Raw genomic sequence first — 17,268 nt, forward strand, 5'->3', positions numbered from 1 at the left:
GAGGAAATTATGTCTTTTCTTATTAATATTCTAGGGGTGTTACTCATTGTTTTAATCGCTTGGTGGTTTTGGGCACCCAGCAAAAAGAAATAAGGGAGGCCTCATGTTCCGTAATGAATCAGCCTCCCTTGCTAAAGTGACTATTCATCTTTCACAAATATCTAGATTGAGTGCTACTGACTTTTTTCAACAATGGCACAATTTTCATGGTATTGAATTTCTACAGGTTGAGTTGAAAAAACAACGAATTGTCATTCATTATGATGTCCTACATGTATCACTTGTGATGATACTTGATAGCATTAGACGTGGTGGAATGGTGTTAAAAGGAGGGCTGTTTTACCGCTGGCGCTTGAATTTGGCTAAAAATGTGGAACTTAATATTCAAGACAATCTGAATCATGTTCCACATTGTTGTGGTAAAGCGCCGAGTAAAATACTAATGAAGAAATAATGATTTTTCAAATCCGCTTTATGGATACTGAGATAATTAAGTTTTTGCTGGTATTATAGGCATCGTAAAAACTCGATTTGGCGATAAGGAAACTATGTAATTCTGTAGTTTCCTTTTTTATTGTCTGTCTTTCAATGAAGCAGTAGGAAATAAAATATATGCAATCTTATAAGTGGGGTATCTTTGCCATCGCGTTAGGCGCATTCGGCATAGGCACAACAGAATTTATGCCAATGGGATTACTGCCCGTGATTGCAGAGGGTGTTCATGTATCCATTCCAACAGCAGGGTTATTGATCAGTGCTTATGCTTTTGGCGTTATGTTTGGTGCGCCTATTATTACCTTATATCTCAGTCGGTTCAGTCGTAAAAATGCCCTTATTGGTCTAATGAGTGTCTTCGTTATAGGCAATATATTTGCGGCTTTGGCGACTAGTTATGAAGTCTTGATGTTTGCTCGGATTATTACAAGTCTTGCACATGGTGCTTTCTTTGGCATCGGCGCTATGGTCGCTATGAATTTAGCCCCACCTAATAAGCAAGGTTCTGCCTTGGCATCTATGTTTCTAGGTTTAACCATTGCAAATATTGTGGGCGTACCTATTACTACGTGGTTAGGTCAAAACATTGATTGGCGAATGGCGTTTGCGGTGACTGCCGTCTTAGGTTTGATTGCCATGTTTGGGCTAGCACGAAATCTTCCTGCAATGCCAGCAACTGAAAAGACCGATGTACGTAAGGAGTTGAAAGCGATTATTCAACCTGCTGCATTACGGGCTTTTGCAACAACGGTATTGTGCGCAGGCTCTATGTTCACTCTATATACCTATATTGCTCCAATTCTACATACATTAGCGAATGCATCCGAAAATACAGTGGCTACGATGCTCGCCTTGGCTGGTATTGGTTTTACCTGCGGTAATTATATCGGTGGTAAGTTATCAGATAAGTCGCCAGATTTAGCATTATTTACCATTTTGACAGCCCAAATTATTGCAGCGTGTTTATTTAGCTTAGTCGCAACAACCACGCTCACAGCTGGCATTATGGTCTTTTTCTGGGGCGTAGCTATTTTTGGTAGCGGACCAGCATTACAGATGAAAGTCATGAAAATAGCAGATCAAGCGCCAGGGTTGGCATCCTCTATTAATATAGGTGCGTTCAACTTGGGAAATGCATTAGGTGCGGTATTAGGTGGTTTGGTGATTACGCTTGGCTTTAGCTACGCTTGGATTCCCAGTGTTGCCGCCTCTTTGTCATTCCTAGCTATTATTCTTGTACTAATCAGTAGAATGCTTGCTAAAAACAACGCTATTTTGAATTAGAGCAGTTCTAAATAGTTTAAATATAGACAGGAAATGAGTTCCAATGATTATTTTTGCTCTATGTGAGTTTGACAATATCAAGTTAAAATAAGAAAAAACAGGCAGTCACTAATAGAATAGGGTGCTGCCTGAGTAGATTTTAGATACGACTATGTGGTTTTGAATAAGTTTGCTTTGGTTTCATAATTTTTAGTCACTAGATTTATTTTAGTACTGCTTTGTTGTAATTGTTCCATTAATTCGGACAATGACTTAATAGATTGGGCATTTTCGCCAACTTGATGGTTCATTTCAGAGATTAATTTTTCTTGCTCTACAGACTCTTGAGCTATATTTTTGCTAGAGATAACCGCGCTACCAACGGATTTAGCCCTTTCTAATAAAGCTTTAGATATAGTATCTGCGTGTTCAACACTGATCGATGTTCTTTCTCTTCCTGACTCCATTGATTGTACCGTGTTGGCAACACTGGCATTTAAATTCGCCAATACCTTCTCTATATCATCCGTTGAATTACTGGATCTCTTAGCAAGTGTTCTTACTTCGTCTGCAACTACAGCAAAACCTCTACCGGTTTCTCCTGCTCTTGCAGCCTCTATTGCTGCATTCAAGGCTAATAGATTTGTTTGATCTGAAATGCTACGAATAGAATCAAGCAGCTTAGTAATGGAGTCAACATCCGTTGTTAATGAGTGCAGTGAGCCAGAAATTATGGATGTATTTTCTGATAATAGTTCCATGTCTTTCATTATTTCAAACGTTTGATTACTGTCTTTCAATATACCTTGCTCTAGTTCACCGATAAGGTCCGCAGATTGTGTGCTGCTTTGTGAAATTGAGCGCATTGTCTGTGAAATATCTTCTGCTGATATTGCTACGCGTTGAGCGCGCTCATTAGTGGTTGCTGCGTACTCTGTTACTTCTTTGCTGATGCTCTGAATTTGATTGCTACTAGAAACTAACTCGTTCGCGATATGTTGATAGTCTGTAAACAAATTTACGAGCTTATCTAACAAGAGGTTAAACGTCGTTTCGGCATTTGATGTAGGGTTATGCAAACGAATTGAAAGATCATTATTATCGGAAATAGCCGAGATAGCTTTGGCTATATTAATGTTTGAAGTAGATTCTTTTTTCATCTGTAAGGCCATATAAATTAAAAGAACAGCCTCCGAAGTAGCAAAAAGACAATGAACTATCATTACCCAAATAGTATGAGGCCCAGCAAAAATCATCACCGGCATATCACCAATTGAATAACCACTCATTTGAACAAACATAAAACTGATATGATAAATTGCTGTGGTCAGCAAGGCGGCTACAATCGGCTTCCAGCTTTGATACACCAAAAAAACCACCATAGCGGCAAAGATATGAAAGTGCATTTCAATCATACCAAACTGACTTTGTATCAAGGCTGAAGATGACAGCATGGTCAAAATAGCAGCGCAGATAGAAAACATTTGCTTGCCTTTGAAAAAGCTATAAAGGCACTGAGTGAGTACAAAAAGAATCGTCGCGCTGATTAAGGTAAAGCTAAATAAACTAGCTCCAACTAAGCCACTAATCAATAAAACGGGGATTTGTATAAGTAAGAAACGATAAATAAGTAAGTCGTTTTTTGAAGAATTATCTACTGCTACTGTCATTGTTTAGCCCCTCAACGAGCTCTAGTGAATGCCTTAAAGTGTCTATACGGTACTAATAGAATTTTGGATTACCTTTAAGAGAATAATGCTTTTTTTCATCTCAATTCTTTATTTAAGAACGAATTGGATGATCATAAGAAGTGAAAAGAAAAGATTGTATGGCCTTTCTATCAATCGCAGTAGGGGTAATTACAAAATTTGACCAAATGGATAAAAAATAATTAAACAAAATGAGGAGGGAGATAATAGCTTCAGTTATCTACGAGACGATAGCAGATTTAGCGGCTAACTTTATTAAGTTAGCCTTGTGAAAAAGCCTATGAGTTTCCGCATAGGCTATGATTATTTAATTTAATGAATTGCTGCTTTAACCATTCAGCGCTCTGGCTTCAGCAACAGTTAAGCCTTTTAGTTCAGGCCAGTTTTGCTCCGCTGTTTGTATATTACCAGGAACGTCTCTTAACCAGGCTTTTTGTACATCTTTATTCAAATTTAAATACAACTTACCTTCCACTATTTTCCATGCTGTCGGGTCTACATCAAATTTTAGACCCATCGCGGTGCCCATTGCACAGAAATTACCGAACTGTGGTGCATATTTAACTTTATCTTTATTAAACAAATTTCTGTTTTGTTCAGAAACAAAATGAAAGGTGGCATTTTTGTAATTTGAAGTGAATTCATTACTGCCTAATACCGGCTTACCCATTGTAAAGTAGGCAACGGTATCATAGCCTTGAATCGCAAGATCGTTAGCGTCAGCATTTGAATCAATATCTGCGGCAAAAGCAGCTGCGCTAGAAAAAAGTACGGTTGCTGCAGCGATGTGTTTAATAATAGTTGAGACTTGCATGGTGTTGTCCTTTTATTTAGTTCAATTGAGTCACTCTAGTGTATTTTTATTGCCCGTAGAATAAGCGTCGAAACGTCTTAAAATTGATACAAATCGTCCAAGTAAGTGAATTAAGTAGATGACTTTGAACAAACTAGATAGCGTGTTAGAGAGTTTTTCTATCCATTCTGAGATCATTTTCAATGGTGATTTTTGTGGAGGTAAAACATTTGGGGTCAAAAATGCAAAGAATGGAGGGCACTTGCATTATCTTCGCTCTGGAACATTGACCGTTTTGCATGACGCTGGCCATAAAATGGTGTTTGAACAGCCATCGATTATCTTTTTGCCTTATTCTACAACTCATAGAATCATCACAGAAGATCAGCAAACAGCAGAGTTAATATGTGCTGAGATCCAATTTACCGCGCTAGAACAGCAAAAAGTAGTGTCTGGATTGCCGAGTATTATTTTCCATGAGCTAAACGGGGACGCTTTAACAGATACCGTCACTTGGCTTTTTAAAGAAGTCGGTTCTGTAGGTCTTGGTCAGAAAAGCATTGTCAGTAAACTATGCGATATTTTATTGATTCAGTTGTTCAGAAAATTAACCGAAGAAGGATGGATTATACAAGGTATGCTGGCGGGACTGAGTCATCCACAGCTAGCAAGCACATTGATCAAGTTACAAGAAGCACCAGAATCGGATTGGACATTGGCGCTCATGGCAGAACATGCTGCCATGTCACGATCAAAATTCGCTGATTTGTTTCGAGCCACAATTGGTCAAACACCGAATGATTTTCTCACTGATTTACGTATTTCTATGGCGCAGCAATTATTGTCACAAGATAAACCTGTGGGTTTCATTGCCAATAAAGTGGGATACGAAGATGGCTCAGTACTGGCAAGAGTATTCAGAAAGAAAACAGGCATGTCACCAAAGGAATGGCAGAAGCAGCAACACGCCGCGCATCTAAACTAAAAACAGAAGAACATACTCAAAACAGAAATGATTTATCTGTATGCGAATCTAGAGTTTGTGTATGTGCCTTATAGGTATTCAAAGTTTAAACAGCATGGAATTGAGCCATAAAACAGGCAGAAGTACTAATATACGCTATTTCCGATAATAACATTTACCGGAAATAGTAGAGGTCATTTACTCTTGTTGTTGCTCTGTAGTTTTCTTGCTGATATTTCCTTACGCCATTCAGCGCTATGTATCTGCACGGCATAAAATGGCGCCGAGTTTTTCTCAAACATTTTCTTTCTAAACCATTCTTTCCAAATAATGGTTTATTGTCGCGTTTGCCCTAGCCATTTTATCGACTAACGATTGTTTGCCGCCTGCTTTAATTTTTCAGTCAGCTGATGCAGTGAGCTAATTTGGTATGTTGGTACAATGTGTTCTGGATGGGTTTTGTTATGATGATTCAACCAGCAGGTATCAAGTTGTGCGTTAATCCCGCCGAGAATATCTGATTCAAGTGTATCGCCAACCATTAAGACTTTTTTACGATCTGGATTGCCCATTTTCTCAAGTGCATGATTAAAGATCCCTACATGAGGCTTAGCAATGCCAACTTCTTCAGAAATAATCACATGAGGAAAATATCGATCAAATTTTGTTCGCTCTAAACGTACTTTTTGTAGTTGTGTAAATCCATTGGTAATAATCGCCGCTTTAATCTGATGGTCAACCAAATGCGTCATTAGCGCTTCAGCGCCTGGCAATGGTTTGCAAATATCTGCCATGGATTCTAAAAACTGATGATTAAGCTGATGTGCAGGAATTTGTAGCCGATCTGCCCATTGTTGAAAACGCCGAGTTTGCAGTTCTTTCGCCGTTACCTTGCCATCTTGGTATGCCACCCATAGTGGTTTATTGATACTTTGGTACTCGTCAAAATCATCTGCACTAAAAGTAACGTCGTATTTTGACAGCATATGGCTTAAACCTGAGAAATTATCAAAGTGGAATAAGGTCTCATCAGCATCAAAGATAATCCATTCGTAATTCATTTATCTATTTTATCCTTGTAAATATAATTCTGGGTGTAATATTGGCGAAAGTATTAAAATGATCGCCTGTGTATATACGCTTTCTCGGGTAGCTCTATGGTTGGTGAGCAAACCAATCGCTCCACCTTTTTGTTTTATATTATCTACTTGAAACAAGTCATCCATCACATCGCCAAGCTCTTCACCATTTTTTAAACGCAAGTAAACGGTAGTTGGTAACGGTAGGTTCGCAGACCGGCCAGTGTGTATTTTTCCATCGCGACCTGCAATAGCAACGTAGGCAAATGTTGCAGCGCCCTCCTCAAAATCATCAACACCTCCTTCCATCGAGACAAAATAATCTTCTTCTTGATTGCTGTCATGAGCGTAGCAATAGCGGATTCGATTTTGTGCCCCAAGACGTGTTTCACTTTCTGTCATTGGTTGATCCGCAACACCAGAATCCGTTTCCATCCCCTCACAGTGTATCGTGTGAGTAGGAAACACCTGACTAAAAGCCTGATGGGCAGCAGTAATTTTGACAGGATTTTTCGATGCGACGCGAATTCTAATAACGATATTGGTCATATGATAAGCTCCTTAAAAAAACAAAAGCCGCAATCAATGATTGCGGCTTTGGGTAGCTCAATAGGCTCTAGGCTCTAGGCTTGAGACTTGATGATCGGTGTTGGGCAGACGACGTCGGTATTTTGTGCTCGATGTCGCAGTAAATGATCCATAATCGTCAAAGCGACCATAGCTTCAGCAATCGGAGTGGCTCGAATGCCAACGCAAGGGTCGTGCCTTCCTTTGGTTACCACCTCGATAGCCTCACCCGCTCGGTTAATGCTTTTACCCGGAATAGTAATGCTCGACGTTGGCTTCAATGCCATATGAACAATGATATCTTGTCCCGATGAAATCCCACCTAATACGCCGCCAGCATGATTACTTAAGAAGCCTTCTGGCGTCATTTCGTCACGGTGTTGACTGCCTTTTTGTTCAATAACATCAAAGCCATCGCCGATCTCAACGCCTTTTACCGCATTGATGCTCATGATGGCTTTAGCGATATCTGCATCCAATCGATCGAAGACAGGGGCGCCTAAACCAGGCATGACGTTTTTCGCAATGACGGAAATCTTCGCGCCAATAGAATCCCCTTCACGACGTAATGCAGTCATGTATTCTTCGAGCTCAGGGATGGCATCTGGATCCGGGCTAAAAAAACTGTTGTCGTAGACTTGGCTTAAATCTTTCACTTCTAGCTTGATCGGACCAAGTTGTGATAAAAAGCCTTGGATTTCGATGCCAAATTGCTGTTTTAGATATTTTTTAGCAATCGCGCCGGCAGCCACACGCATGGCTGTTTCACGAGCTGAAGAACGACCACCGCCACGATAATCGCGGAAGCCATATTTTTGATCATAGGTGTAATCTGCATGAGCAGGACGAAATGTATCTTCGATGTTACCGTAATCACGTGAGCGTTGATCGGTGTTTTCAATGATCAAGCCAATCGGAGTGCCTGTCGTCTTGCCTTCGAAAACACCGGACATGATTTTTACTTCATCGGCTTCACGACGCTGAGTTGTGTGCTTCGAAGTTCCAGGCTTACGCAGATCAAGATCGCGCTGTAGATCGGCTTCACAGATTTCTATACCGGGTGGGCAACCATCGACAATAGCACCCAACGCTAGACCGTGACTTTCACCAAATGTGGTGACTTTAAAAAGTGTTCCAAATGTATTACCAGACATAATGCTACTTTTGCTCGTGTAATAGTTGGTTTAGTTGTTCTTTGGTCAGGATGAAAACGCCGTTTCCACCCTGCTCTAATTCGACCCACATAAAAGGAGTATCTGGGTAAGCCGCTTGCAAAGCGACCTCGGTATTACCTACTTCGTATACTAATATACCGTCATCATGCAGATAATGCGCGACCTGAGCCAAAAACTTATGGGTAAAGTCGAGACCATCTTCACCAGACGTTAACGCCAGTTCCGGTTCATTATGAAATTCTGCAGGAGCTTGTTGAAAGTCATCCTGATCAACATAAGGAGGATTACAGATGATCAGATTGTATTGTTTGCCAGCTAGGGCTGAGAACATATCTGAATGAATGGTTTGTACGCGATCTTCAACTAGGTGGCGTGTGATGTTTTCATTGGCAACGGCAAGTGCGGCTTCACTGATATCGCTAAGATCCACACTGGCATCATCAAATACCAATGCCGCTGTAATGCCAAGGCAACCACTGCCTGTGCACATATCTAGAATAGTAGCTGGATATTGATTCAACCAAGGCGCGAACTCACTCTCAAGAAGAGACATGATCGGTGATCTTGGGATCAAGGTGTCTTTTGTTACTTTAAACGGAAGCCCCATAAACCATGCTTCACCCAATAAATAAGGCAAAGGTTCACGCTTATTAATGCGTTGGTCAATGAATTTTAGGATACGTTTTTTTTCATTGTATGTTAGCGCGCAATCTAACATAGTTCGGTCAAAATCTAAGGGCAAGCTCAATGACCCCATGACCAAATGAACGGCTTCGTCCCAAGAGTTGTCGGTACCATGACCATAAAAAAGATCCGCCTTTTGGAAGCGGCTGTAGGTCCAGCGAATAAAATCTTTAATGGTGTTTAAGTCGCGAACTGCGGATTGTCTACTGCTCATTAGAATTCGGCCATGTATGGGGTAAAACAAAAGAACATTATAGCCTTTATTAGTTCTCGCCTCTATCCTTGATCTGGATACGAGCAACGGATTGCGCTAATTCTTCCATCTGTTGATGAAGCTTATCTAAATGGCTTTCTTGAGAGGATTTTTGCTGATCTTTTACCTCTTTAAGTTGTGCGTTAAGTGCCGCATTTTGCTCTTCAAGGCTGGCTACTTTATTATCTAGTTTGGCGAGATCAACGGCTTTTTGTGATAAGTTTAATTGCAGTTCGTCACGCTCTTTTTGTGTTTGCTTGAGCTGACTGTCGATGACTTTATTATGGGCAGCCATGTCTTCATTGTGCTGTACTGTCACCTGATACTTCTCTGTGAGCATTTTATGATTGTTTTCTAATTGCTGTTTTTCTGCACTTATTAGTGTTAACGATTCTTGAGCTTCGCATAAGGCTGCACTTAATGAAAGATACCCTTGGTGAGTGGCGCTTTCTTTTAAGGCTTGCTGATTTTCAAGGTCTACCTGCTTTTCATCTAATAGAGTGCCGAGGGTTTGAGTGATCTCGCGGGAAAAATGATTAAACGCAGGCAGCAAAGCATCGTTAAGCTCTTTCAATTGATGCTGCTGATACTCTTTGTAGAGCTCTTCCCATTCACTGATCGCATTCAATAATGTGGTATTTGATGCGTGCCGACCATCTTTCTTAAGAAAATAATCCGCAATTCTTGGAATGTTAGGAAAATGATTTTGTTCCAATAAGTCCCAACAAGCCTGATGTATTTCTTCTCTTGCAATGTTTGCTTTACGAGCCATCTTGAAGCCTTAATAGAGTTAATGATCAATTAAGTCATTATATTATCATTTTTATCTTTTGTATTTATTTAACTCAGCATTTATTCTGCTTAATACAAGACATAGCCAATATAATAAAGCCCCTGATTTACAGAGGCTTTAGAAGTGACTTATTCGCTACTGATTTTAAGGACGCTATTGAAGAGACACTGTGCTTAATATTTTAGTGGCAAATTCAACACCAAATTTCTTAGCCACTGTTTCCCAAGGATCCTGTTGCGGAGCATAAATAACATGGGTCGCATCAGGAAAGCGCTTTTTCAAAAGGTCATGAGCACTTGATAATCCATCAATTAAACCAATTTTTTGAGCCTGTACACCAGTGAATATCATCCCAGAAAACACGTCATCCGTAATTTTCAATCTATCGCCACGACCCACTTCTACAGCATGAATAAATTGCTGATGGGTTTCATCCAATACGGCCTGCCATTTTTGCTTACCCTCTTTACTCATAGGCACAAAAGGATCAAGAAAATCTTTATTTCGACCTGCGGTAAAAGTACGACGCTCAACACCAATTTTTTTCATTAAACTACTTGCATCCCAGCCGGATGAAATAACACCAATAGAGCCCACTAAACTGGCTTTATCAGCATAAATTTCATTCGCCGCTGAGGCTATGTAATAACCACCTGATGCTGCCATATCTTCCACCACAACAATGACTGGAACGGTTGGATATAGCTTTTCTTTTTGACGAATAGCATCATAAATGATTCCTGCATGAACAGGGCTGCCACCAGGGCTATTCATTTCAATAACGACCCCTTTTAAGTTGGCATTTTTATAGGCGTCATCTAATAGACTAACGTACTCTGACGCTTGAATCTCGGCACCGGCCCCAATAACACCACGCATTGGAATAATAGCAACGATATTTTTATCTAAACTGCTTGTGTCTAACTGAGACCGCCCAATACCCACCCCAATGACTGCCAAAATAATAAAGAGCGTAGTGAAGCGAAAAAAGATTCTCCAGCGACGCGCTCGTCGTTTTTCAATAACGCTCTCGCTTAGTGTTTTTTCCAGTAACAACCAAAGCTTAGAGTCAGTCTCATTATCAGTATTTTGACTAGGCTTTTCTATCTGATGAGATGCCTCTTGTTCAACACCAGACTCGTTATTTCTATCTTGATCTTCTGTCCAACTCATGGCTTTTTTAGTCCTAAAACAGCGGTTAATTGTTTAATATCATTGATGATTGCAAAAGGATTGCAGGCTTTTAATCTGTCTTGGTGGTGCGCTCCATAAGTTACCCCTACACTTCTCATTCCCGCATTAGTGGCCATATTAAGATCATATTCGGTATCACCAATCATAATGGCATCGTCTGCAGAGATATTAAGTTCTTCTAGAATTTGCTCAAGCATTAATGGGTTGGGCTTAGAAACAGCCTCATCAGCACAACGCGAAGTAACGAAAAAGCGGTTTGTTTGCGTCAGCGCCATGACTCGATTCAAACCACGGCGAGTCTTTCCGGTGGCAACAGCCAGTTTAAGGCCTGACTCTTGTAATGTGTTGAGCAACTCAAACACGCCATCATAGGCATTAGGTGGTGTTTGATCATTCTTCACATAAATATCTTTATAATGGTCGGCGAGTTGCGCTCGGTGTGCACTATCAAGCTCCGGCCAAACCGAGCTAATCGCTGTATCAAGTGACAAACCTATAATGTTTTTAATGTCATCATAATCTCTTTGAGGCGCTTTAACACGAGCTCCCGCTTCCAACATGCTATTACAAATTCCTGCTATGGAATCGAAAAGAGTGCCATCCCAATCAAAAATCACTAACTTAACCATGCAATACCTCTTAAGAATGATGCGACAAGAGTGTAACATAGCGAAAATTTGTAAGATAAGGATTAGCAATGACTTCTGGCTTCACATTAGAACAACTATCAATCGACCAAACTATTGAATATCGAAAAATTGTAACCGAGGATGATGTACATACGTTTGCCGCCGTAACTGGCGACTCTAACCCTGTTCACCTAGATGCTGAATACGCAGCGACAACGTCTTTTGGTAAGCAAATAGCCCACGGCATGCTTTCAGCTGGCTTTATTTCTGCCGCTATAGGCACTCAACTACCTGGGCCTGGTTGTATCTATCTAGAGCAAAGCCTAAAGTTTCGTGCGCCTGTTTTTATTGGTCAAGAAGTGGTGACTAGGATCACAGTGACTGAAATTAACGAACGCCGCCGACGAGTAACATTGAAAACAGTGTGCGAATGCGAAGGCAAAGCCGTTGTTACTGGTGAAGCGACCGTTATGGTTCCAGCAGCAGCATAAATACACAACCGGTTATGGGAGTGACGTAGCGTATTAAATACATCGTCGCTTTCATAACGACTCGCGGTTAAACGAATATGGTTACTTTATCAGCACCGTTCTAAATAGATATTGGCTAACTTACTTAAAGGCTTGATGGTTAAATACGCATTAAATCACTTAATAGATAAATAGATTTGAGTTGTTCCTTCTTCTTGTACCTTATAATGGATAAAAAAGTATTTGATGGTGTAAAAACGAGGCAATGCTTAAAAAACACTGGATTTATTTACACAGTAGAATATATTTAATGATATAAATCATGAGTTAAGGCTTTATATGAATTCCCAACTACTTATCATTATGGTCGTTATCGCATCGTCTTTATTGACGTTGACTGAGCGAACCAGTGCACAAGAGATAAGTAAGCAGCGCTGGATGCCGACAACGGCTCAATTATGCAGCGAAGAAGCGACTCAAGAATTAGATGTTGACCCAATAAATGACAGCTATTCCTCATCCTATTGGTTTTTAACGACACCAACAAAAAATAGCAGCAACTTACTTGCTATATACAACCACCCTACTCGGGCCTTACCCTCTAAGCTAATCCAACCAAGGGCCCCACCGTCTTTTTTGATATAACCTACAAAACACTTTATTTTAAAATTTTTGGAGATTTATCATGAAAACACTTACTTATGTTTCTACTAAAGACGTTAACACTTTGACGCAACCTGTGACTATTGAAAATACAAACTTGTATTCTCCTGCACTTAGCGTGTTTACCGATTTCAAAACGGCAGCACCTCGCGTCATTGAATCTAATACTCGTGCCGATGAATTGGTTCGATTGATGAGAAAAGAACACGTTCGAATGAAGATTGTTATTAATACAAACGGCGCTTTCGAAGGTGTTATTAGCTTAGAAGACCTTTCAGAAAGAGCTTTTGTTAAGCAAGTGGCTAATGGTTACACTCGTTCAGAGCTTATTGTTGATGATTTAATGCGTCCAAAAGAAAACCTATTGGCATTGTCTTATAACTCTTTGAAAAACTCAGACATTGAATCTTTACTATTTAGCCAAAAAAATAATGAGCATCAGCACCTTTTGGTTATTGATGAAAGCAACCATTCTATTAGAGGGATTATTTCTTCTAGTGATATTGCACGTCAATTAAAATTAGATATTGATGTTACGCTAACAAACTTTGCTAATATTTATAAAATCGCTCTACTTGGCGAAGCACACTCAGCAAGTAAATTACAGGTAGCGTAGTTTTTTGCGCCGTGAGGCGCTCTCTATTGACTGAAAACGAAAGCCCTATCTTTCTATGTTGAAAGATGGGGCTTTTTTTACTTTATTTTTTTTGAATCCAGTAATAGAAAAAGCCATTTTCTTGAGTCTGATCGACTAAAGAATGGCCTAAAAAATTGCAAAATTTAGGAATATCTCTTGTCGTTGATGGATCTGTTGCAATAACCTTAAGCACCTCTTTAGATGCCATTTTTCGTATTTCCACATGCAGCATCATGACAGGCTCTGGGCACAACAGCCCAGCTGTATCTAACTCTAGTTGGTGACTCATGGCTAAAACACCTTTGAATGAATAATTATAATCATTATAAATCAATCAGAATTAACTCGCTAACCCATGACGCTGAAGCCAGTCTTCCACTACATTTGAAATATTTTCAATCACATCTTCCGTCTTTAAATTTTGTTTTTTTAAAGTTTTAAAATCATGATCCGCACCCTCAATCCAATGCACTTCAATGTGCTCATTTAGAGTTTGATTGTTTACCCAATCTGGCTTTCCCAGTGAGTCTCTCGTGCCTTGTATGATCAAACAGGGAGCCGCAACGTCTTCCAAAAAGGACAACCTATGCTTTTCAGGTTTTCCTGATGGGTAAAAAGGAAACCCAAAACAAATTATGGCACGAACATTTTCTTGATGAGAAAGCTGAGTCGCGACTCTTCCCCCCATGGATTTACCGGCCACAATAACGGATTCTTCTAATTTTATGGTTTCAATGAATTCAGGTACTAACGTTTTGAAGCGAGGCGGTGGACGTTTTTTACCACTAGATTCCTGTTCTGCCATATATTTGAAGGTAACAGGGACGACAGATCTACCATGCTTATCAAGGGTCATTTCACTGAAAACCTTTAAAAAACCACTCGACTGATGGCCCGCTCCTGCACCATGCGCAAGATAAATAGGTATTTTTGAAACAAGGGAGCTCGACATAAAACAACTTAGCATTAACGGTTAATTAAAGAATGGTATTTAAGCAGAATCATCAAGACCTTAGAAGTAAATACACTAAATAGTCTACAGTGCCGAAATGATTAATATAACGGTGAAGTACTCCTTGCGCCCTCAAGAACGTTGACCTATATCATGAGGCGGCTGTAAGTCTCAGAGTAAACTTCGTATTAGAAATTTTAATAGGAAGAAATCATGATTTGGGATCAACCTCTCATTACCAAATACAATTTATCTGGGCCTCGTTATACCTCTTATCCAACCGCCCCACAGTTTGATGCTAACATTAGTAAAATAGCCTTGATTGATAAAATGCTATCACCAAGCCATGCTCCTATTAGCTTGTATTTTCATATTCCGTTTTGTGCGCATCTTTGTTACTACTGTGCTTGCAATAAGGTCGTCACAAAACAATACGATAAAGGCGCCGAGTACGTTGAGTTACTTGAAGAAGAAATGCGTTTAAGAAGCCTAATGCTTGATAAAAATCGTCCAGTGACTCAACTTCACTTTGGTGGAGGCACTCCTACCTTTTTGTCCGACGAACAGTTGAAACACTTATTTTCTGCTATAAACCATCATTTCAACTTAGTTCAAGATGGCAGCCAAGATTACAGCATTGAAATAGACCCAAGAGAAATCAGCCATTCCAAAATGAAACTACTAGTCGAAAATGGCATTAATCGCATCAGTATTGGGGTGCAAGACTTCGACAATGAAGTACAAAAAGCAATACACCGAGTACAGCCTGTAGAAATGGTTCGAGATTTACTCAATGACGCTCGAGACCTAGGAATCTTATCCGTTAACTTTGACCTTATATATGGACTTCCTAAACAAACTATTTACGGTTTTAAGAGTACACTAGAAAAAGTCATCGAACTGAACCCTGATCGTATTTCAGTTTTCAACTATGCACATTTACCTGAACGCTTCAGAGCTCAGCGTCGAATATTAGACAGCGACCTCCCTTCACCTGAAGGTAAATTGAATTTATTGAAACTGTCTATAGAATTATTAACCCAAGCTGGCTATGAATATATTGGAATGGATCATTTTGCAAAACCAACAGACAGCTTAAAAATAGCGCAAGAAAAAGGTGAATTGCAAAGAAATTTCCAAGGGTATACTACCCACGCTGAAACCGATCTCATCGCCTTTGGCGTGTCCGCGATTAGTCATCTGAAAGGTGTATACATCCAAAATCATACGGATTTATCGCTTTATCAAAACAGCATCGAAAATGGTCAATTGGCCATTGTGAAAGGGTATATTAGCAATGAAGATGATCTAATTCGTCATCACACCATTATGGCATTAATTAGCCAATTTGAACTCGATAGTAGAACCATTGAACAAAAACACGCTATCCACTTCAACGACTATTTTCATGATGAAATAAAGCAATTAAGAGCGTTAGAAGAAGATGGTATTGTTGAAATTGAACAGATTGAAGAACATACTATCATTAGAGTAACAGAGCGTGGACGCTTGCTAATTCGCTGTGTTTGCATGGTATTTGATAAGTATCTAGGCAGCGCAGTAAAGTACTCTAGGGTAATCTAATAAATCGAAGTCAGGGAGATCTTTATGTCAATCGTACACGCCCAATCAAGGTTCACCAGTAAGCTAACATCTCAATGCCAGAATTGCAGCTTAAGTGCATTATGCTTACCCATCGCATTAGCTGATGAAGATATAAACAGATTGGATCAAATTATTGAAAGGAAGCGTCCATTAAAGAAAGGGGAAATTCTCTTTCATCAAGGTCAAACCTTTGACTCTGTCTTTGCCGTTCGAACAGGCACGCTCAAAACATTCAATATTACCTCTTCAGGTGAAGAGCAAATCACAGGCTTTTATTGTCCGAGTGAGCTTGTTGGCTTGAGTGGCATTGATAACGATACTTACCCTATTACCGCCAAAGCATTAGAAACAACCACAGTATGTGAAATTCCATTTAGCCACCTAGAAAACTTAACCGCACAAATCCCCTCTTTAAGGCATCAGCTTTTTAGAATAATGAGCCGAAAAATCAGTGAAGACCAACAAATGATGGTTTTACTAGGTAAAAAGAATGCAGATGAAAAAGTCGCTTCATTCCTTTTGAACCTTTCTAGTCGTTTCAAAAAACGCGGTTATTCTGCTATTTCTTTTCGTTTAGCAATGTCCCGTGGAGAAGTTGGCAATTATTTGGGCCTTGCCGTTGAAACCGTTAGCCGTGTGATAACCCGCTTTCAAAAGAACAAGCTGATTGAAGTGGATGGTAAAGAGATAACCATTACTGATCTTGCTGAAATGCAAAAGTTAGTGGGGATAGCGGACGATTGTGCTAGACTCGCCGATTTGAACAAATAGAAAAAGGCTCTTTTATCCTATGCTTTACGATGATTTTTACGTCAAGTCATTAATTCGTACCGTTGAAGACTGGCCTAAAGCCGGTATCAGCTTTCGCGACATCACCCCAATTTTTAGTGATCCTAAAGGTATGCGGATGGTAGTTGATGCCTACGTGCACCGTTATATTGGCAGCGATATTACTCATATTGCCTGCATTGATGCGCGTGGCTTTTTAATCGCGGCTGTCTTGGCTTATGAATTACAAAAACCATTGATCTTGATCCGTAAGAAAGGCAAATTGCCTGGCAAGACCATTTCACAATCCTATGACTTGGAGTACGGTTCTGCTGAGCTTGAGATTCAAGAAAATTCGGTAAAAGCAGGTGATCAGGTGTTATTGTTTGATGACTTAATTGCTACCGGTGGAACATTGCTTGCAGCGGTTGCGCTACTGACCAGCCAGGGTGCGAATATTAAAGAAGTTGCCGCTATTATTGATTTACCCGACCTTGGTGGCAGCCAGAAACTACAGGATAACGATCTATCTATTTTTAGCTTATGCGCTTTTTCCGGTGAATAAAGGTTAATTA

The 17,268-nt window shown here is 39.9% G+C and carries 21 protein-coding genes; 10 read left to right on the forward strand and 11 right to left on the reverse strand.

The genetic code is table 11. The features are described 5' to 3' along the window. The first annotated feature begins 6 nt into the window (after positions 1-6). The 3 genes from E0D70_RS17815 (at position 7) to E0D70_RS14010 (ending at position 1,779) form a co-directional block, all read left to right on the forward strand. The gene (locus tag E0D70_RS17815) at positions 7-93 is read left to right on the forward strand and encodes a hypothetical protein (protein ID WP_420813337.1); all 87 of its coding nucleotides are present in this window, start codon (positions 7-9) and stop codon (positions 91-93) included. Between the two features lie 10 nt (positions 94-103). Further along, on the forward strand, positions 104-454 hold the full coding sequence (locus tag E0D70_RS14005) for a hypothetical protein (RefSeq protein ID WP_133012913.1): 351 nt from the start codon (positions 104-106) through the stop codon (positions 452-454). Positions 455-612: 158 nt separating this feature from the next. Then, on the forward strand, positions 613-1,779 hold the full coding sequence (locus E0D70_RS14010; RefSeq protein WP_133012914.1) for an MFS transporter: 1,167 nt from the start codon (positions 613-615) through the stop codon (positions 1,777-1,779). Positions 1,780-1,928: 149 nt separating this feature from the next. Here E0D70_RS14010 and E0D70_RS14015 read toward each other — a convergent pair whose 3' ends face one another. After that, entirely contained in the window at positions 1,929-3,428 is a 1,500-nt protein-coding gene (locus E0D70_RS14015; RefSeq protein ID WP_133012915.1) for a methyl-accepting chemotaxis protein, read from the reverse strand. Positions 3,429-3,795: 367 nt separating this feature from the next. After that, positions 3,796-4,281, reverse strand: a complete 486-nt coding sequence (locus E0D70_RS14020; RefSeq protein WP_133012916.1) for a YHS domain-containing (seleno)protein — start codon at positions 4,279-4,281, stop codon at positions 3,796-3,798. Between the two features lie 118 nt (positions 4,282-4,399). On the opposite strand from E0D70_RS14020, the gene E0D70_RS14025 reads away from it, so the two are divergent. Further along, positions 4,400-5,245, forward strand: a complete 846-nt coding sequence (locus E0D70_RS14025; protein ID WP_240537146.1) for a helix-turn-helix transcriptional regulator — start codon at positions 4,400-4,402, stop codon at positions 5,243-5,245. A 347-nt stretch (positions 5,246-5,592) separates the two neighbouring features. On the opposite strand, the gene yjjG is transcribed toward E0D70_RS14025, so the two are convergent. From yjjG to E0D70_RS14060, 7 genes are all read right to left on the reverse strand, one after another. After that, positions 5,593-6,285 carry a pyrimidine 5'-nucleotidase gene (gene yjjG, locus E0D70_RS14030; RefSeq protein WP_133012917.1) on the reverse strand — a complete coding sequence of 231 codons (693 nt, stop codon included), beginning with the start codon at positions 6,283-6,285 and terminating at the stop codon, positions 5,593-5,595. Between the two features lie 9 nt (positions 6,286-6,294). Beyond that, positions 6,295-6,852 (reverse strand): inosine/xanthosine triphosphatase, encoded by a 558-nt coding sequence (yjjX, locus tag E0D70_RS14035; RefSeq protein ID WP_133012918.1) that lies wholly within the window; start codon positions 6,850-6,852, stop codon positions 6,295-6,297. A gap of 74 nt (positions 6,853-6,926) precedes the next feature. Then, positions 6,927-8,024 carry a chorismate synthase gene (gene aroC / locus E0D70_RS14040; RefSeq protein WP_133012919.1) on the reverse strand — a complete coding sequence of 366 codons (1,098 nt, stop codon included), beginning with the start codon at positions 8,022-8,024 and terminating at the stop codon, positions 6,927-6,929. Between the two features lie 4 nt (positions 8,025-8,028). Then, positions 8,029-8,943 (reverse strand): 50S ribosomal protein L3 N(5)-glutamine methyltransferase, encoded by a 915-nt coding sequence (gene prmB, locus E0D70_RS14045; RefSeq protein WP_133012920.1) that lies wholly within the window; start codon positions 8,941-8,943, stop codon positions 8,029-8,031. A 49-nt stretch (positions 8,944-8,992) separates the two neighbouring features. Then, positions 8,993-9,754, reverse strand: coding sequence for a hypothetical protein (locus E0D70_RS14050; protein ID WP_133012921.1), 762 nt, complete (start codon positions 9,752-9,754; stop codon positions 8,993-8,995). Positions 9,755-9,928: 174 nt separating this feature from the next. Next, a complete protein-coding gene (locus E0D70_RS14055) occupies positions 9,929-10,948 on the reverse strand; it encodes a S49 family peptidase (protein WP_133012922.1) in 1,020 nt (339 codons plus the stop codon). After that, positions 10,945-11,598: an HAD family hydrolase gene (locus E0D70_RS14060; protein ID WP_133012923.1), complete on the reverse strand. Its 654-nt coding sequence runs from the start codon at positions 11,596-11,598 to the stop codon at positions 10,945-10,947. The genes E0D70_RS14055 and E0D70_RS14060 overlap by 4 nt, the downstream gene beginning before the upstream one ends. Before the next feature lie 68 nt (positions 11,599-11,666). Here E0D70_RS14060 and E0D70_RS14065 point away from each other — a divergent pair, with 68 nt between their 5' ends. From E0D70_RS14065 to E0D70_RS14075, 3 genes are all read left to right on the forward strand, one after another. Further along, positions 11,667-12,089, forward strand: coding sequence for a MaoC family dehydratase (locus E0D70_RS14065; RefSeq protein ID WP_133012924.1), 423 nt, complete (start codon positions 11,667-11,669; stop codon positions 12,087-12,089). 318 nt (positions 12,090-12,407) lie between these two features. Then, positions 12,408-12,713: a hypothetical protein gene (locus E0D70_RS14070; RefSeq protein WP_133012925.1), complete on the forward strand. Its 306-nt coding sequence runs from the start codon at positions 12,408-12,410 to the stop codon at positions 12,711-12,713. Between the two features lie 40 nt (positions 12,714-12,753). Beyond that, positions 12,754-13,347, forward strand: coding sequence for a CBS domain-containing protein (locus E0D70_RS14075; protein ID WP_133012926.1), 594 nt, complete (start codon positions 12,754-12,756; stop codon positions 13,345-13,347). An 82-nt stretch (positions 13,348-13,429) separates the two neighbouring features. On the opposite strand, the gene tusA is transcribed toward E0D70_RS14075, so the two are convergent. After that, positions 13,430-13,657 carry a sulfurtransferase TusA gene (gene tusA, locus E0D70_RS14080; protein WP_133012927.1) on the reverse strand — a complete coding sequence of 76 codons (228 nt, stop codon included), beginning with the start codon at positions 13,655-13,657 and terminating at the stop codon, positions 13,430-13,432. Between the two features lie 51 nt (positions 13,658-13,708). After that, positions 13,709-14,320 carry an alpha/beta family hydrolase gene (locus tag E0D70_RS14085; protein ID WP_133012928.1) on the reverse strand — a complete coding sequence of 204 codons (612 nt, stop codon included), beginning with the start codon at positions 14,318-14,320 and terminating at the stop codon, positions 13,709-13,711. 213 nt (positions 14,321-14,533) lie between these two features. Between E0D70_RS14085 and hemN the strand changes: the two genes are divergently transcribed. The 3 genes from hemN to E0D70_RS14100 are packed head-to-tail and all read left to right on the forward strand — an operon-like array spanning position 14,534 to position 17,258. Further along, positions 14,534-15,904 carry an oxygen-independent coproporphyrinogen III oxidase gene (gene hemN / locus E0D70_RS14090; protein ID WP_133012929.1) on the forward strand — a complete coding sequence of 457 codons (1,371 nt, stop codon included), beginning with the start codon at positions 14,534-14,536 and terminating at the stop codon, positions 15,902-15,904. Between the two features lie 24 nt (positions 15,905-15,928). Then, complete coding sequence (gene fnr, locus E0D70_RS14095; protein WP_133012930.1) at positions 15,929-16,696, forward strand: fumarate/nitrate reduction transcriptional regulator Fnr; 768 nt, start codon at positions 15,929-15,931, stop codon at positions 16,694-16,696. Positions 16,697-16,715: 19 nt separating this feature from the next. Further along, positions 16,716-17,258, forward strand: coding sequence for an adenine phosphoribosyltransferase (locus tag E0D70_RS14100; RefSeq protein ID WP_133012931.1), 543 nt, complete (start codon positions 16,716-16,718; stop codon positions 17,256-17,258). The last annotated feature ends 10 nt before the right edge of the window (positions 17,259-17,268 follow it).

Source organism: Marinomonas flavescens (assembly GCF_004352835.1).
Classification (GTDB): domain Bacteria; phylum Pseudomonadota; class Gammaproteobacteria; order Pseudomonadales; family Marinomonadaceae; genus Marinomonas; species Marinomonas flavescens.

Coding starts and splice junctions, on each gene's coding strand:
- prmB (WP_133012920.1), bottom strand. CDS start 8,943: ATGAGCAGTAGACAATCCGCAGTTCGCGACTTAAACACCATTAAAGAT.
- yjjX (WP_133012918.1), bottom strand. CDS start 6,852: ATGACCAATATCGTTATTAGAATTCGCGTCGCATCGAAAAATCCTGTC.
- E0D70_RS14070 (WP_133012925.1), top strand. CDS start 12,408: ATGAATTCCCAACTACTTATCATTATGGTCGTTATCGCATCGTCTTTA.
- yjjG (WP_133012917.1), bottom strand. CDS start 6,285: ATGAATTACGAATGGATTATCTTTGATGCTGATGAGACCTTATTCCAC.
- E0D70_RS14025 (WP_240537146.1), top strand. CDS start 4,400: ATGACTTTGAACAAACTAGATAGCGTGTTAGAGAGTTTTTCTATCCAT.
- E0D70_RS14100 (WP_133012931.1), top strand. CDS start 16,716: ATGCTTTACGATGATTTTTACGTCAAGTCATTAATTCGTACCGTTGAA.
- E0D70_RS14085 (WP_133012928.1), bottom strand. CDS start 14,320: ATGTCGAGCTCCCTTGTTTCAAAAATACCTATTTATCTTGCGCATGGT.
- E0D70_RS14065 (WP_133012924.1), top strand. CDS start 11,667: ATGACTTCTGGCTTCACATTAGAACAACTATCAATCGACCAAACTATT.
- E0D70_RS14015 (WP_133012915.1), bottom strand. CDS start 3,428: ATGACAGTAGCAGTAGATAATTCTTCAAAAAACGACTTACTTATTTAT.
- E0D70_RS14075 (WP_133012926.1), top strand. CDS start 12,754: ATGAAAACACTTACTTATGTTTCTACTAAAGACGTTAACACTTTGACG.
- E0D70_RS14010 (WP_133012914.1), top strand. CDS start 613: ATGCAATCTTATAAGTGGGGTATCTTTGCCATCGCGTTAGGCGCATTC.
- E0D70_RS14050 (WP_133012921.1), bottom strand. CDS start 9,754: ATGGCTCGTAAAGCAAACATTGCAAGAGAAGAAATACATCAGGCTTGT.
- E0D70_RS14060 (WP_133012923.1), bottom strand. CDS start 11,598: ATGGTTAAGTTAGTGATTTTTGATTGGGATGGCACTCTTTTCGATTCC.
- E0D70_RS14005 (WP_133012913.1), top strand. CDS start 104: ATGTTCCGTAATGAATCAGCCTCCCTTGCTAAAGTGACTATTCATCTT.
- aroC (WP_133012919.1), bottom strand. CDS start 8,024: ATGTCTGGTAATACATTTGGAACACTTTTTAAAGTCACCACATTTGGT.
- tusA (WP_133012927.1), bottom strand. CDS start 13,657: ATGAGTCACCAACTAGAGTTAGATACAGCTGGGCTGTTGTGCCCAGAG.
- hemN (WP_133012929.1), top strand. CDS start 14,534: ATGATTTGGGATCAACCTCTCATTACCAAATACAATTTATCTGGGCCT.
- E0D70_RS14020 (WP_133012916.1), bottom strand. CDS start 4,281: ATGCAAGTCTCAACTATTATTAAACACATCGCTGCAGCAACCGTACTT.
- fnr (WP_133012930.1), top strand. CDS start 15,929: ATGTCAATCGTACACGCCCAATCAAGGTTCACCAGTAAGCTAACATCT.
- E0D70_RS14055 (WP_133012922.1), bottom strand. CDS start 10,948: ATGAGTTGGACAGAAGATCAAGATAGAAATAACGAGTCTGGTGTTGAA.